The following is a 16,129-nucleotide window of genomic DNA, read 5'->3' as shown; positions in this document are numbered from 1 at the left end:
ATATTCACTGCAGTTTCTTGTACCAACAATCGAAATTATTTTATCAGTATTTAAATCGGCATTACCACGGTAATATAAAATCACCGGGCTGTCGTAACAATTTAATAAGCGCTGCGGATAATTTTTATCTGTAAGAAAAAGCGAGGCAATTTTATATTTTTCAATAAATTTTATTTCTGCTTCGCTGCCGGTAAAATCTGAAAATGCTTTAATGCTGTTTGCCCGTACGGTGCCAATACCTTCAATGGCTTCCAGTTCTTTTTTCTTTGCCTTAAAAATCGATTGGGCATCGCCGTAAATATTTACCAATGCTTTGGCATGTACATCGCCAATGTTGGGTATAAGGGTTAATGCAATTTGATAAAGCAGGTCGTTGTTCATTATAAAAAAATAATAGCCTGTAAATATATTATAAGTAATTACCCTAAAAAAATTTGTATTGCCGTGCAGCCTATTCTAAATAATTATTTTCAATGCCCGATCTTATAAGCTGTGCGGTGTTATTTACTTTAAGTTTAGTATAAAGATTTTTTCGGTGTGTATCCACGGTATCAATGCTTATAAAAAGTTGTTTACTAATTTCTATATTAGTCAATCCTCCGGCAATTAATTTTAAGATTTCTTTTTCTCTTTTGCTTAAAACTGTCAGCCCGGTTCTTTTTTCTTTTGTTGCGGTATAAATTTTGCCTGCCTCAAAACTAAAAAAGGTTTTACCTTTTTGTACCGTTGCAATGGCTTCTAAAATTTCTTCTTTGTCAGCATTTTTTAAAAGGTAACCGCTGGCACCGTTTTCTATAATTTGTGTAATGTAACTGCCCTGGTTTAAAGTGCTTAATGCAATTACATTAATGCCGGGATAATTGGTTTTAATAATTTTACATAAATCCATACCATTCATATCAGGCAGGTTTATGTCCATTAATATAACATCAGCAATATTACACTTGAAAAAATTAATACAGGCCAATGCGGTGGTGGCATAGCCCGCCATTGTAATATTTTTTTCTTTTTGCAGAAAAGAAGTAATGCCTTCAATAATTAATTCGTGATCGTCAACAATATATACGCTTGTCATTTTATGCCGTTAATTCTATATTTACCGATGTGCCTTCTCCCGGTTGCGAAGTAATATCCATTTTACCTTTAAAGTAATTTACACGTTGCTGTATATTTTTCATACCAATGCCCTCCGCATGTTGTAATTGTTGGGTATTAAAACCTTTGCCATCATCTTCTACAGTAAGTAAAATTTTATCGGTTGTTTTAGTAAGCTGTACTAAAATTTGATTACAGGCCGAATGTTTCACAGCATTGTTAATCAGCTCCTGAATAATGCGGTAAATATACAGGTCGGCAGTATTACTCAACTGCCTTTCTGTACCCATTTGTTCAAAAATTATTTTTGTTTTAGATGATACCTGCATCGAATTACAAAAATCAAGCACTGCATTTTTAAGCCCAAATCTTACCAATGCCTCTGGCATAAGATTGTGCGCCACTTTACGCAACTCTCTAATAGTATTATCTAACTGCATGATGGAGTTTTCGAAAGATTGTACGCTTTCGGCATCCATTACCATATTTTCTTTCATATTTACAAAGGATAGTTTTACGCCGCTTAACATGCCGCCCAGCCCATCGTGCAAATCTTTTGCAATGCGGCTGCGTTCGTCCTCCTGGCCTTTAAGCATGGCGTCGATGGTGTGTAATTGTTTGTCTTTTTCCAGCTCAGTAATTTTAGCTACCTGTAATTTTTGCCGCCCTATAAAATTCAGGTATACTAAAAAACCAATAAAGCCAATTGCCAGCGCTGTTCCAAATAAAATTTTATTAAGTGTAGATTTTTGTTTGTTAGCTGTAGTAAGGTTAGCTATTTCATACTCTTTTATTTGAGTTTCGTACATGTTTTTTAATTCAGTTGCTTCTACAATTCCCCCTCTGTTAAGTACGGAATCTTTAGTTGTTGAAAATTTTGTATAAAAATAAATGGCATCTTTATAATTGCCTAATTTTTGATAACACTGATATATGGCAAAATAATTTTCATAAATATATTCCTGATATTTTTGTTTAAGTGCAAAATCTAATGATTCTTTATAAGCAGTTATGGCAGCATCAAATTCTTTTTTAAAAAAAAGAATTTTTCCTTTATTGTAGGCATGTTCACAGTAAACGTCAAGTTCTTTAATATTAGGTAAAAGCGAATTAGTGTAATCGTAAAAATACATTGCCGAATCTATGTTGCTTAAAGCAATATACTCCAAACACAAATTGATAGTAGATTTTGTATAGATAACATATTCAGTAGCCGGTTTTTTTAAAATTTCTAAGGATTGTTTATTACAATTTATTGCCTTAGCCAATATTGAATTATAGTAGGCTACATTATTTATCAATGTGGTATCTACGGTTTGCGATATTTGATAATAGGCATATCCCATATTGCTAATATTTGTACTTTCATACTTTTTACTTTCTATATAATCGTTTGTGTAATACTTAGAAGCTTTTTCATAAAATTCTACGGCTGTTTTATAATCTTTATTATTATGATAAATTGTAGCCATACCACTGTACCCTGTTGCAATAAAAACATTCATCTTTAGCTGTTCGCCAATTTGCTTTGTTTTTAGATAATAACGTATTGATTCAGAAGAATTGCCTAGCCAGGAAGTAACATGTGCTAAATACGTATAAATAATGCCGCTTATAGAATCGATTTTTTTTTCGCCATGCTTTTTTTCTACTATTTTAAAAACATATAATGCAAAGGAATAGTCCACTTGCCTGCCCCTTTGCCCAATTTCAATTATTTTATAAATGCTTGCTGTATCGTTAGGCATAAGCAAAATTGCCTTCTTTAACGAGTCGGTATTTAATTGCGAAAAGCAAATATGGGTTACTAAAAGTAATAGTGTGGGTATAAATAAATATTTCATTTTTTTTTATAATGGTGTAACGCACTGGGTAATGTAAAATACATCCTCTTTACTTACCAATTCAAAAATGTTCTAAAAATCACCCCTTTACGTGAGGTTGTTAAATGGCTATACTTTCCATATTTGTGTATCAAAATTTAAACTTCCTAAATTTTATTTTATGATGGCAGATTTAACTATTGTACAAAAAGATGAAGTAGCAGCTAACCCAAACGAAGCAGTTACCATAACTGTAAAAACAATACGGTTACAAATCTTAGGTAAAAAAATTAAGCAATTTTCAAAATGGATAAACCCCAGCCACTGGTTTGATAGTTTAAGTGATATTAAAATTACCCTGGAAGAATTTGCCTGCAAGAAAAATATTACTGAACCTAAAGATTAATTGCTTATAACAGAAAGTTCCGTTCTTCTGTTTAATGCTTTTCCTGTTTCAGTAGTATTATCAGCTAATGGTTTTGTTGCGCCAAAGCCTTTGTAACTTAACCTTGTTACATTAATTCCTTTACTTAATAAATATCCAACAACTCCTTTTGCCCTGTTGTTAGATAGGAGTAAATTATCTTTTGCTAACCCTACATTATCCGTGTAGCCGCTGATTTGAATTTTTAATTTCGGATTATCATTTAACAGTAAAACTATTTTATCCAGCTCCGAAATGGATTCAGTTTTTAAATCAAATTTCTTTGTGTCGAAGAAAATATTTTTTAAAACAATGGCAGCTCCACTTTCTAATGATTGCAATGGAATGTCTTTGTTATAAACAGAATCTACCGGGTTGCTGCGGAGCGAAAAATTATCGGAATAAAATAAATAACCTTTGCGGTTTACATTAAAAGCATAATCTTTTCCCACTGGTAAAGTGGTTAAATAATTTCCCTCTTCATCAGTTTGTATTTTACTGATAACGTTGCGGCTTTTTAAATTAATTAACTCAACAGAAGATGGAAGTCCGGCTAAAGTTTTTTTATCAAACACTTTGCCTTTTACCCATAGTGTTTTTAAAGGACGAATATCTTCTCTCAACACAAAACTGTATAAATCAAGTCCGCCTTTTCCTTCGCCTTTGTCGCTGGCATAGTAAGCAGTTTTTGCATCAGCAGCAACAATTAAAGAGCCTTCATCATCAATAGTATTTATTGGGTAACCAAGGTTTTCTGACACCTGCCACAAGCTGTCGTTTATTTTTTTGGTGTAAAATAAATCGGTTGATCCGTAACCCGGCTGTCCGTTGCTGTTAAAATATAATGTTTCATTATCTGCATGCATAAAAGGGCAACTTTCATCGCCACTGGTATTTACAGCCGGGCCTAAGTTTTGGGGGCGGCTCCACTTGCCTGTTGGTAAGCGGTGTGTTACCCAAATATCCCTTCCGCCAAGGCCACCACTAATGCTGCTGGCAAAATAAAGGTCTCTTTTATCGGGAGATAATGAAGGTGATGATTCCCAAAAATCTGTATTCACCATCGGTCCTAAATTTTCGGCCTCACTCCATCCGTTTTTTGTTTTAAAAGAAATATAAAGATCACAACTTCCCTTTCCTTCAGGATAATTGCAACCGGTAAAAATTATCCATTGCCCGTCTTGCGAAATACATTGTGCGCCTTCGTTTAAATTGGTATTTACTTTGCCTGCTAAAGGTTTTGCTTTGCTCCATTTCCCATTTATAAAATTGGTTTCATAAAAATCTTCATCACCACCAATGCGGCGTGTTAAAACCATTTTACTGCCATCAATAGTTAGCGAAGGAAAATATTCCAATGCAGATGAATTAATGCTGTCGCCTAAATTTTGTGGCGCAAAAACATAATTCTTTACAATATGTTCTTTATCATATTTTACTGCAAACCCGTAAGTGTTTTTTCTGTAATTACCTGCTTTAATACTTTGCGAATTTAATTTATCGTTGGTAAGAAATTTATTTACTGCATCTAATGCCTGTTGAAATTTTCCTGTGCCTGCAAGCGAAATAGAAAAGGGCAGCAGGTAATCTTTGGGATAAATGGAATCCAGTTGAAATGCAGTTTCAAAATTAATAACCGACGAATCGTATTTTTTTAAATTAGCATAAATGCCGGCCCTTGTTAAAAAAGCATCAACTAATTTGGGATCTATTTTTAAAGCTTCCTCAATATGCTTTAGCGATGCAGTATAATTTCCAGCAGTGGCTTCTTCATAAGCCAGCCCGTAAATTTCGCCAGCTTTTTTATTTACTTTTTCAGGTTCGTACCATTGGGCCACACAATTATTGTAAGTAATTAATGCAATACTAAGTGCAAGAAAAATTCTAAGGATATTTTTTTTTGTAACCATCAGTTTTATTTCAATAATTGAAGGTAAAACGAAAACATATTTGTTTTAGTACCACAGCACTAATTATAACATTTTATATATAAAGAAAAAGCAGGAATTTAACAGTAAAACTGTTTTATGGAACATTAATGTATTTATGAATTTGCAAGCTTAATTCCCATTTAGGGTTTGCTTTTATGTATTCAATAATTAGTGGAGTAACAATAGACGCTTTATCCAACTCTGGTTGTAAAAATAATTTACAGGAAGGTGAAACTTTTGCTGCATACTCCTCGGCCCAGTCGAAATCACTTTTATTAAACACTACTATTTTTAATTCATTGGCAAATGGTAAAATTTCTGGCAGCGGCGCTTTAAATTTTTTAGGCGATAAACAAATCCAATCCCAACTGCCGCTTAATGGATGGGCACCCGATGTTTCAATATTGGTTTCAAAGCCTTTTGATTGTAATGCAGTGGTTAGCGCATTTAAATTATGCATCAGCGGCTCACCACCAGTTATAACAACCAATTTTGCTGCCGTTTTTTCTACATTCGATATTATATATTCGATATTATGTTTCGGATGCTTCTCCGCATCCCAACTATCTTTTACATCGCACCACACACAACCTACATCACATCCGCCCAGTCGAATAAAATAAGCCGCTTTTCCCTGGTGAAAACCTTCACCCTGCAGCGTATAAAAATGCTCCATTACAGGCAGCTCAACTTCTAAAATGTTTTTATTAATCATTATTAATTATCCATTATTCATTACCGCAGCATTGTAAGTATTCATCATCAATGCACCAATCGTCATTAATCCTACACCGCCGGGCACAGGTGTTATATAACTGCATTTGGGGGCTACGTTTGCAAAGTCAACATCTCCTTTAATAGCAAACCCACTTTTTTTTGTGGCATCGGCAACTCTTGTAATACCCACATCAATTACTACAGCGCCATCTTTAACCATATCGGCTTTTAAAAAGCCGGGTTTACCCAATGCCGCCACAATAATATCTGCCTGTAAACAAATTTCTTTTAAATTATTAGTGCGGCTATGACAAACCGTTACCGTACAATTTCCAGGATTGGTATTCTGGCTTAATAAAATACTCATTGGCCTGCCTACAATATTACTGCGGCCAATCACTACCGCATGTTTGCCGGCGGTTTCAATTTTATAATGCTCCAGCATCAGCATTATACCATAAGGCGTTGCAGGAATAAATGCCGGTAAACCCTGCACCATTTTCCCAATACTTACCGGGTGAAATCCATCTACATCTTTATCGGGATTAATTAAATTGATAATTTTCTCTTCACTTATTTGTTTGGGCAATGGCAGTTGTACTAAAATGCCATCCACATCAGCATCGTTATTTAATTTTTCAATTGCAGTAATTAATTCCTGTTCAGCAATATTTTCATCCAGCCTCAGCATAGTGCTTTTAAACCCAATTTCTTCGCATGTTTTTACTTTGCTGGCCACATAAGTTTCGCTGGCACCATTGGTGCCAATTAATATAGCAGCAAGATGCGGCACTTTTTTGCCTTCTGCTTTCAGGATTGCAGTTTTTGTTTTCAACAAATCTTTCACCGATTGTGAAACTATTTTCCCATCTAAAATTTGCATGGCGCAAAAGTAATTAACTAATACCGATTTTAATAAAACCTCCCACATGGTAAACATTTAATATTTATACTTATCTTGACAAAATAAACCAGCAACAGCTTTGAGATTTAAAAAACAATTCGCAATTACCCTTATTGGTTTTGGTGTTTTTAATACCATGCAGGCCCAGTCAGTTCGTTACTCTGTTGCTTTACCTTACATTGGTTTGGGGGCCTACTCCACCCAGCAAAATGATCCGCTTTCTTTTACTGCAAACCAGGCGGCACTTGCAAAAGTTACGCAAGCGGGCGTTGGTATTTATGGCGAGAGAAGATTTTTACTGGCTGCAATTAATTCTTACACGGTAGCAACAGCAGTGCCAACCAAAATGGGCAATTTTGGTATTCAACTGAATTATTCAGGGTTTAAAAATTTTAATGAAAGTAAAATAGGGCTTGCTTATGCAAGAAGCCTCGGCAAAAAAATTGACGTGGGCATTCAGTTTAATTATTACGGGTATCGAATTCCTGCATACAATACTGCATCCACCATAAATTTTGAAGCCGGGGCCATTATACAATTTACAGAAAAATTAAACGGAGGCTTTCATGTATATAATCCTGTTGGAGGAAAACTGGGCAGCTCTGAAGAAAAATTAGCAAGCGCTTATAAATTTGGCTTGGGTTACGATGCTTCGGAAAACTTTTTTATCTGCAGCGAAATAATAAAGGAAGAAGATAAACCAGTGAATGTAATTGCAGGCATTCAGTATCATTTTGCCAAAGAATTTTTTGCAAGGGCAGGTTTTATGAGTGCATCTTCTACGGCTTTTGCAGGTGCAGGTATCGGTTGGAAAAATTTGCGGCTCGACGTAGCAGGTAGCTATCATCCGCAACTGGGATTTTCGCCGGGTATTTTGTTAATTGCAAATTTCGGAAAAATAAATTCGGCAACCAACCATGCTGATTTACACGAATAAAAAAAGAGTGTTTCTGTTACAAAAAAAAAATATTAAAAATTTAAGCTGCCCATTCCAGTTCCCTCTCTTCTGGAGAGGGGTTGGGGTGAGATTTTTTAACCAGCTCAATTGATTCTATTTAGCATTGTTGTAAATATGATTTTGTTAATTTTTTGCTTTTCATAAAAGAAAAAATGAACCTCACCTGTACGTCATATCATTGTTCAGCAAGAGCTTTTGTAGCCAAGCCCTTTTATTTATTCATTGCTTATTGCAAATTAAATATTGCTTATTGGCTGTTGCCGGTTGCCTTTTGCCTTTTACCATTTCTTTTATTATCTCAAACCACCGAAACCCCGGCTACCGAACAGCAATTAGAAAACATTACAGAAAATAACGAAGATGCAGAAACAGAAGACGATTATTATCTGCAGCAAATGCAGCAGTATATTAAAAATCCTATAAACTTAAACACTGCCGGCGAAACAGCATTAAAAGAATTGCGGATATTAAACCCCATACAAATTCAAAACCTTATTTTATACAGGAATTTGTTTGGAAAATTTATAAATATTTATGAATTGCAGGCCATCCCGGCATGGAATATCGAACTCATCCAAAAAATACGGCTCTACGTTTCTGTTAGCGATGAAGTTAAATTGATAAACAGTTTACGTAAACGTTTAAGCGGCGGGGAGCACAGTGTTCTTGTAAGAGTTACACAGACATTGGAAAGATCAAAAGGTTTTTTAATTGATTCATCTTCTGCAACCAATTTTTATCCCGGCTCTCCACAAAAATTATTGTTGCGTTATAAATACCAGTTTAAAAATCTGTTACAGTATGGCATTCTTGCAGAAAAAGATGCAGGCGAACAGTTTTTTAAAGGCAAACAAAAGCAGGGATTCGATTTTTATTCCGCACATTTTTTTGTAAGAAATATCGGAGTAATTAAATCATTGGCATTAGGAGATTTTACAGTTAACATGGGGCAGGGGTTAACCCAATGGCAAAGCCTTGCTTTTAAAAAAAGTGCTGATGTGATTAATATAAAAAGAGAGGCTGAAGTTTTACGGCCATATAATTCAGCAGGCGAAATAAATTTTCACCGTGGCGCAGGCATTACCCTTCAAAAAAGAAATGTACAAACAACATTTTTTACTTCGTATAAAAAAATAGATGGCAATTTTGTAGCAGATACTTCACAATCCCGGGAAGATTTTATTTCATCTTTACAAACATCTGGCTACCACCGCACCAACAGCGAAACAGTTGACAAAAGTATTCAGCAGCAACTGGCATTTGGCGGTAATATATCTTATCAACACAAAAAACTTCATCTTGGCATTAATGGGATTCAATATAAATTCAAATTGCCATTAAAAAAGTCTTCGGATCTGTATAATCTTTATGCATTAGCTGGCAAAGATTTTGGCAATTACAGCTTTGATTACAGCTATACTTATAAAAACATACACCTGTTTGGCGAAGCTGCGGCAACTAATAATATGTACAAAGCATTTGTAAACGGTATTTTAATAAGCACTGCATCATCGGTAGATATGAGTTTTTTATACCGCAATATTTCTAAAGGCTATCAATCACTTTACACAACTGCATTTACCGAAAATACTTTTCCCACTAATGAGAAGGGGTTTTATGCCGGACTTTCCATACATCCGGGCAGCATTTGGCGGGTAGATGCTTATGCCGACTTTTACAAATTTCCCTGGCTAAAGTTTAGGGTAGATGCGCCATCAACCGGTACCGATTATTTGGTACAGCTAACTTACAAACCAAATAAGCAGTTAGAAATTTACAGCCGTTTTCGCAGCGAATCAAAAGTAATAGATTTTAATCCTGGCCAGCTTACTTTGTCGCCTGTAGTTGCTCAGCCAAAGCAAAGCTGGAGGACACAATTTGTTTACAAATTAAACACAGATATAACCTTAAGAAATCGTGTAGAACTATTATGGTTTAATAAAAATACTTCCCGGCAAGAGCAGGGGTTTCTAACCTATTTCGATTTTTTATACAAACCCTTGCTAAGGCCATGGTCGGGTAACCTGCGCTTTCAATATTTTGAAACAGATAGTTATAACAGCCGCCTTTACGCCTACGAAAACGATGTTTTGTACAGTTATTCCATTCCGGTTTTTTACGATAAGGGGTTAAGGTATTATGTAAATGCTAATTATGACGTTAACAAAAAGCTATCGATATGGTTAAAATGGTCGCAAACCGTTTACAAAAATAAAACCCTTATTGGTAGTGGATTAGATGAAATAAAAGGCAATAAAAAAAGCGAAATAAAATTACAGGTCCTTTTTAAATTTTAATATTTTTTGTTATTTAAAGCAGCTTTTTTAGTTAATTTGTTGCCTATTGTTACCCTGTAAACAAACTATTTATTTGTAGATTAAAATAAAATGTTAATTTTATTTCATAGTTTTGTTACGGCTCAAAATTTACCATTAACTAAACAAATTTTTTTATCTAAAACGTAAAAACAATTACAATGAGAAAAATTGTATCATTATTAACTGCACTTTTGTTCTTTTCTGTTGTCGCTTTTGGGCAAACAAGAACTGTATCAGGTACAGTTCGCAGCGCCAACGGTGATGTTCTCCCCTTTGCAACAATTACAGAGGTAGGAACAAAAAATGGGACTAAAGCAGATGCAAATGGTTTTTTTACTCTTAAAACCAAAACAGATTCTAAAATCACCATTTCTGCAACAGGTCATGAAACTGTTACGGTAGTACCTGGTGACAGGGATCAGTCCTACACTTTAAATGCTTCTGCAGCCAGTACCAATTTAACTGAAGTGGTAGTTTCTTCCGGTTATACCAAAAGACAGTCTAAAGAAACTGGTTCTGCTTCTTCAACTATTAATGTTAAAGAGCTAAATCAGGCATCTGTAGTAAACCCGGCAACAGGATTAACTGGCAAGGTGGCTGGCTTAAATATACAAACAGGCGATAATAGCGTTAACCCACAGGTACGTGTTACTTTAAGGGGTAACCGTTCTATATTAGGCAATAATGAGGCGTTAATTGTTGTTGATGGTAATATTGTAGATAATGCCTTTTTAGCCAGGTTAAACCCGAGTGATATAGATAATGTAACCATTTTAAAAGGTGCAGGCGCATCTGCAATTTACGGTTCTGATGCATCTAATGGCGTTTTTGTTGTTACTACTAAACGTGGCAGCAACACCAAACCACGTATTCAGTTAACCTCTACAGCACAATTCGAAACAGTTTCCTACTTGCCAAAATTACAGGAGCGTTTTGGTTCTTTTGGTGGTGAGGATACTACAAATAACAAACCTGGGTTTGTGTTTTTTCCAGGCGACCCTAATCCGTTATATTATTCTTACGAAAACCAAAGTTATGGTCCTGAATACAACGGGCAAATGGTTCCATTAGGTATGCCGGTAAGGGTGTACAGGCCAGACGGTACTTTTTACCTGAGCCAAAAAATGGTTCCTTATTCACCTGTTAAAAACGGTAAGTTTAATGTTTTTGACAAAGGGCTTACTTTACAAAATGGTGTTTCTTATTCTGCCGGAAATGATGGAAGCAACCTGTTTTTCAGTTTCCAGAATGTAAAAGTAAATGGTGTTGTTCCAAAAGATAAATCTCAAAGAAACTCATTAAGGATTAATGGTAAAAAAACTTACGGAAAGTTTAGTATAGATTTTAACTCCAACGTAACGTTTGAAAAAATTGATCAGACAGGTGGTTCATATACACAGGACAGGCCATTTTACTGGATGGTAATTAACCAGCCACAACATGCCAATATAAACGATTACAGGGATTGGAAAAATGATCCCCATGCTAATCTTGACGGATATTTTAATGCATATTATGGTAACCCATGGTGGCAAATTGACGAATCAAGGCAGGTTACCAATAATACCTTTACCACAGGTAACTTAAAACTAAACTACAATATATTGCCTTGGTTAACTGCTTCTTATACTGTTGGTTATTCTAATAGAAATATAAACTTTAAAGCAACAAAAGGGGGCTATAAATTTGCAGACTGGGCAATTGCCGATGCATGCCAGTGCGGATCAATACCTTTAGCAAAGGTAGTTGAAGCAACAGTAAATGATATCTCTACTCAACAAAGCAGGCTTAATGGCGATTTTACCTTAATTGCTTCTAAAAAAATTGGAGATTTTAAAAGTACATTGTTATTAGGTAATACCGTTTGGAAAAAAGTTACAAAAAGCATTTCTACAGGTGCCAATGCCCTGGTTTTTGCAGGCATTTACAATATCAGTAACAGGTTAGGAGAACCTATTTCAAACAATTTTTTAATTGAAGAATCATTAATGGGGCAGTTTGCCGATTTAACTGTTGGGTATAAAGATTTTGCATTTATACATGGTTCAGTTCGCCGTGATCAATCTTCCAAGTTAAGTTCTCAATTCAGAACCTTTGTTTATCCTGCAGTTGATGCATCTTTTGTTTTTACTGATGCTATTCCCGGTTTAAGAAATAACAGGATACTAAATTTTGGTAAAATCCGTGGGGGTATTGCCAAAGTAGGACAGATTAGTGTAGGTCCTTACAGTTTAGATAATACACTTGTACCCAGTGGTGGTTTCCCTTATGGCAGCCAGGCAGGTTATACAGTTCCGGGGCAAACTAATAACCCTTTGTTAAAGCCTGAATTTACTACAGAAAAAGAAGTAGGTATTGAACTTGGGTTTTTAAAAAACAGGATTCAGTTAAATGCCAGCTATTATGATCAAAAAACTATTAACCAAACTGTACCCAGGCAAATTTCAGCCTCAACTGGATATACAACTGCATTAACTAATATAGGCAGTATGACTAACAAAGGCGTTGAAATAGAATTACGCTTAACACCATTATTAAAATTAGGCGCTGTAAACTGGAATATTTCCGGTAATTATACCAGAAATAAAAATGCTATAGGATTTGATTTACCTGGAGAAATTCTTATAGGAGGAAATTCTTATGCTATACCTGGTCAGGCTTATCCATATCTGAAAGGCTTAGATTGGAAAAGAGATCCCCAGGGAAGAATAATTGTTGATGCAACAACTGGTTATCCAACCAGGGCTACAGGAAATGTACCCTTTGGAACTACAGTTGCTCCCACAAGAGTTGGTATAACTAATTCAGTAACTTACAAAGGATTTACTTTTAATGTAGTTGCTGATGCAAGGTTTGGTGCTGTTATCCTGAATGATGCAGGCGGCGATTTGGATTTTACAGGTATTTCATGGTACTCAGCACAAACTGGACGTACACAGTTTATTATCCCTAACTCAGTTGTTGAAACTGCCCCGGGAAAATTTGAAGCTAATACCAGTGTGGTAACAAAAAATGGCAATCATTCATTTTGGGCCGGTACCTGGAATCAGGCTGATGCTCCTTATGTAAACAGCGCTGATTTCTGGAAAATAAGGGAGATATCATTAAGTTACGATTTCCCCCGTTCGTTATTCAAGAATGGCCAGGGTATTCAGGCAGTAAATTTTACTATCAATGCAAGAAATTTCTTTATGTTCCGTGCAAAGGATAATATTTGGACTGATCCTGAGTTTTCGAATGCTGGTACAGGTAATGCAGTAGGTACAACTGATATAAGGCAAACACCACCTACACGTGTATTTGGTGCAACTTTAAATGTTACATTTTAATACTTAATTAATAAAACATTATTAAGTACATTTAAAAAAAACAAACATGAAAATGATAAATAATAAAATTAAAAATATTGGTTTAGCAACTTTATTAACTGCTTCTATATTTTCCTGCAAAACCAATCTTGATATTAATGTGGATCCTAATAATCCAACATTAGTTACGGCTCAGGCCAGCTTAATATTGCCAGCTGCTTTGCAAAATACAGCCAATTTTTATAACAGGCCAGCTACAAACAACAATACCTTTGCTTTTGCATCAATATGGCTTGGGCACAGCAGTTTTAGTGGTAACTTCTTTATTTCTCAGGAAGCATTGAATTATACGTTAACCACCAACTTTGGGGAAGGAGCATGGACAATAGCTAATGACAATAATACAGATTACGACCTGATTCAAAAATTGGGTGCAGCGAAAGGAAATCCAATGTATGAGGGTATTGGCAAATTAATGAAGGCGTATAATTACCAGACATTAGTTGATTTGTATGATAATATACCTTATACAGAAGCCCAGCAGGGTGCTGTTAACCCTACACCAAAATATGACAATGGTAAAGCTGTTTACGAAGCATTAATGACTGATATTGAAAGTGCAACCACACTTATTAAAAATTCAGTAGCTGGTTCGGTAGGTACCGATGATATTATGTTTAAAGGAGATAAAGACAAGTGGGTTAGATTTGCCAATACGGTAAAATTGAGGATGTTATTACGCCAAAGTGAAAAAGCGGACAGGCAGGCCTATATTACCGCTAAATTGGCTACAATATCTGGTGGTTTTGTAAATGCAAATGTTACAATTAATCCCGGCTACCTTAATTCGGATGGTAAACAAAACGGTATATGGAGATCTTTTCATACAGCTACAGGTACCTATAATGGGGATTTTTACAGAGCTGGGGGATATACGGTCAATTTTATGAAGAATAATAATGATCCAAGGCTATCACGTTTATATAAGCCTAATGGATCTGGAAACTATGTAGGCGGATTTTTGGGGGCACCGGGTATTCCAAATGGTGGTCAAACCGGCACTTCAGAGTTTGGACCGGGTTTATTACAGGGACCAACTCAGGATGCTGTTTTAATGACTGCCGCAGAAAGCTATTTTTTACAATCAGAAGCTGCTTTAAGAAACTGGAGTATAGGTGGTGGGGCAGTTGGAGATGCAAAAGCATTATTCCAGTCAGGGGTAAATGCTTCGTTTGCATATTTAGGTGCAAATGGCGCAACAACTTATATGGCGCAATTGGGTAATAAGCAGGTTAATTGGGACGCAACTTCAAGTACTACTGAAAAATTAGCATTAATTATCCGTCAGAAATTTTTAGCTTTATCAATGATAAACGTATTGGAAACATATAATGATTACAGGCGTTTAGGGTTACCGGCAGATGTTCCTTTATCTCAACAGGCAGGTTCAAACAGGATACCGAACCGGCTGTTGTATCCTCAAAGGGAATATGATGTAAATGGAGCAAATGTATCGGCACAACCTGCTGTTACTGCAAACTCTAAAATATGGTGGATGCTGTAATACAACTGCAGAAGAACCATAAAATATTAAAATATTAAAACTAAAACAATGAAAAATAAATTTTTTAAAATTACGGGGTTTATTGCTTTTGCAGCAATGGTGATAATTTTGCCAGGTTGCTTAAAAGAGAATGACGCCACTTATACAGATTTTTCAAAAACCGGGGAAACTGTAATACTGCAAAATTCTGGTTTAGGTAACTTTAAGGCTGCTAATGTAGATCCTTACTCAGCAGATACTAACATAATAGAAATTGTAGCACAGCTAAATTCAGAATACACGATTGGTGCTGATATAAGTGTTACCATTGGTGTTGATGATGCAAAAAGAGTTGCTTACAATGCATCTACAACCCCTCCATCAAACTTTTTATTAATGCTCCCCGATATGTATAAAATAAAGGCAACACAATTAATAATAAAGGCTGGTCAAAGGTTGGCAAAAACAACAGTAGAGATATACTCGGCCAAAATAACTGCCCAGGATCCTGATAAAAGCTGGATGCTGCCTATTTCAATAACCAATGCTTCTGGCAAAACACTATCTTCCAATTTTAACACCATATACATTAATGTAATTGGTAATCCAATTGCAGGTCCTTATTTATGGGATTTTTACAGGTGGAACCTTTCGGCACAACAATCTGCTCAACCACCAACACCTCCCAATGGCGGAACATTCCTTAACAACCCAACAACATTTGTTCCTGTAAATGGTACTTCTATACTTGTGGCCAGCGGATATTTTATACAGCCTAATTATTTGTTGAGTTTTACGAATACCGGTGGTGTTTTAACCAACTTTACTGCCGTTATCGATAAACCGGATATGGATGCTTTAATTGCCGCCGGTGTTACGGTGGTTGATGGTCCCAATGTATTAATAGCGGATCCAATTACTAAACGATTTAAATTACATTACCAGGTTTTTAACGGAAAAATTCGGGTTAGCTCACAATTGATAAATGTGCGGACGGGTGAAATCGAGGAAAATTTGCAGAGCGAGAAAGATACTGCAGATGTTTTTTCAATGCAGGATGCAGTTGCTGAGGACTTGGGTAACAGATTGTTGCAGCAATTGGGCAAAA

General features: G+C 35.6%; 12 protein-coding genes. 6 read left to right on the top strand and 6 right to left on the bottom strand.

Translation table 11 applies throughout. The features are described from left to right. From ACY65O_RS13080 to ACY65O_RS13070, 3 genes are all read right to left on the bottom strand, one after another. On the bottom strand, positions 1–381 hold a 381-nt coding region (locus tag ACY65O_RS13080; protein ID WP_462221303.1), incomplete at its 3' end, for a DNA-processing protein DprA. A gap of 70 nt (positions 382–451) precedes the next feature. Further along, the gene (locus ACY65O_RS13075; protein WP_462221302.1) at positions 452–1,075 is read right to left on the bottom strand and encodes a response regulator; all 624 of its coding nucleotides are present in this window, start codon (positions 1,073–1,075) and stop codon (positions 452–454) included. 1 nt (position 1,076) lies between these two features. Then, positions 1,077–2,939: a tetratricopeptide repeat-containing sensor histidine kinase gene (locus tag ACY65O_RS13070; RefSeq protein WP_462221301.1), complete on the bottom strand. Its 1,863-nt coding sequence runs from the start codon at positions 2,937–2,939 to the stop codon at positions 1,077–1,079. Between the two features lie 160 nt (positions 2,940–3,099). Between ACY65O_RS13070 and ACY65O_RS13065 the strand changes: the two genes are divergently transcribed. Continuing rightward, positions 3,100–3,324, top strand: a complete 225-nt coding sequence (locus tag ACY65O_RS13065) for a hypothetical protein (RefSeq protein ID WP_462221300.1) — start codon at positions 3,100–3,102, stop codon at positions 3,322–3,324. On the opposite strand, the gene ACY65O_RS13060 is transcribed toward ACY65O_RS13065, so the two are convergent. The 3 genes from ACY65O_RS13060 to ACY65O_RS13050 all read right to left on the bottom strand — a co-directional run bounded on the left by ACY65O_RS13060 (position 3,321) and on the right by ACY65O_RS13050 (position 6,930). Beyond that, a complete protein-coding gene (locus ACY65O_RS13060; protein WP_462221299.1) occupies positions 3,321–5,252 on the bottom strand; it encodes an OmpA family protein in 1,932 nt (643 codons plus the stop codon). The two genes, ACY65O_RS13065 and ACY65O_RS13060, sit on opposite strands and share 4 nt — an antisense overlap. A 115-nt stretch (positions 5,253–5,367) precedes the next feature. Continuing rightward, positions 5,368–5,988 carry a 7-carboxy-7-deazaguanine synthase QueE gene (locus ACY65O_RS13055; RefSeq protein ID WP_462221298.1) on the bottom strand — a complete coding sequence of 207 codons (621 nt, stop codon included), beginning with the start codon at positions 5,986–5,988 and terminating at the stop codon, positions 5,368–5,370. Positions 5,989–5,994: 6 nt separating this feature from the next. Beyond that, the gene (locus tag ACY65O_RS13050) at positions 5,995–6,930 is read right to left on the bottom strand and encodes a bifunctional 5,10-methylenetetrahydrofolate dehydrogenase/5,10-methenyltetrahydrofolate cyclohydrolase (protein ID WP_462221297.1); all 936 of its coding nucleotides are present in this window, start codon (positions 6,928–6,930) and stop codon (positions 5,995–5,997) included. A 43-nt stretch (positions 6,931–6,973) separates the two neighbouring features. Between ACY65O_RS13050 and ACY65O_RS13045 the strand changes: the two genes are divergently transcribed. The 5 genes from ACY65O_RS13045 to ACY65O_RS13025 all read left to right on the top strand — a co-directional run. Next, entirely contained in the window at positions 6,974–7,831 is an 858-nt protein-coding gene (locus ACY65O_RS13045) for a PorV/PorQ family protein (protein ID WP_462221296.1), read from the top strand. 173 nt (positions 7,832–8,004) lie between these two features. After that, the gene (locus ACY65O_RS13040) at positions 8,005–10,149 is read left to right on the top strand and encodes a ComEA family DNA-binding protein (RefSeq protein WP_462221295.1); all 2,145 of its coding nucleotides are present in this window, start codon (positions 8,005–8,007) and stop codon (positions 10,147–10,149) included. Positions 10,150–10,328: 179 nt separating this feature from the next. Further along, positions 10,329–13,499 carry a SusC/RagA family TonB-linked outer membrane protein gene (locus ACY65O_RS13035; RefSeq protein WP_462221294.1) on the top strand — a complete coding sequence of 1,057 codons (3,171 nt, stop codon included), beginning with the start codon at positions 10,329–10,331 and terminating at the stop codon, positions 13,497–13,499. 46 nt (positions 13,500–13,545) lie between these two features. Next, on the top strand, positions 13,546–15,042 hold the full coding sequence (locus ACY65O_RS13030) for a SusD/RagB family nutrient-binding outer membrane lipoprotein (protein WP_462221293.1): 1,497 nt from the start codon (positions 13,546–13,548) through the stop codon (positions 15,040–15,042). Between the two features lie 48 nt (positions 15,043–15,090). After that, positions 15,091–16,129, top strand: a 1,039-nt coding sequence (locus ACY65O_RS13025) for a BT_3987 domain-containing protein (protein ID WP_462221292.1), incomplete at its 3' end; no start/stop codon positions are given.

Source organism: Ferruginibacter sp. (assembly GCF_031430955.1).
Taxonomy (GTDB): Bacteria; Bacteroidota; Bacteroidia; order Chitinophagales; family Chitinophagaceae; genus Ferruginibacter.
This window is presented reverse-complemented; position numbering and strand designations above follow the sequence as displayed.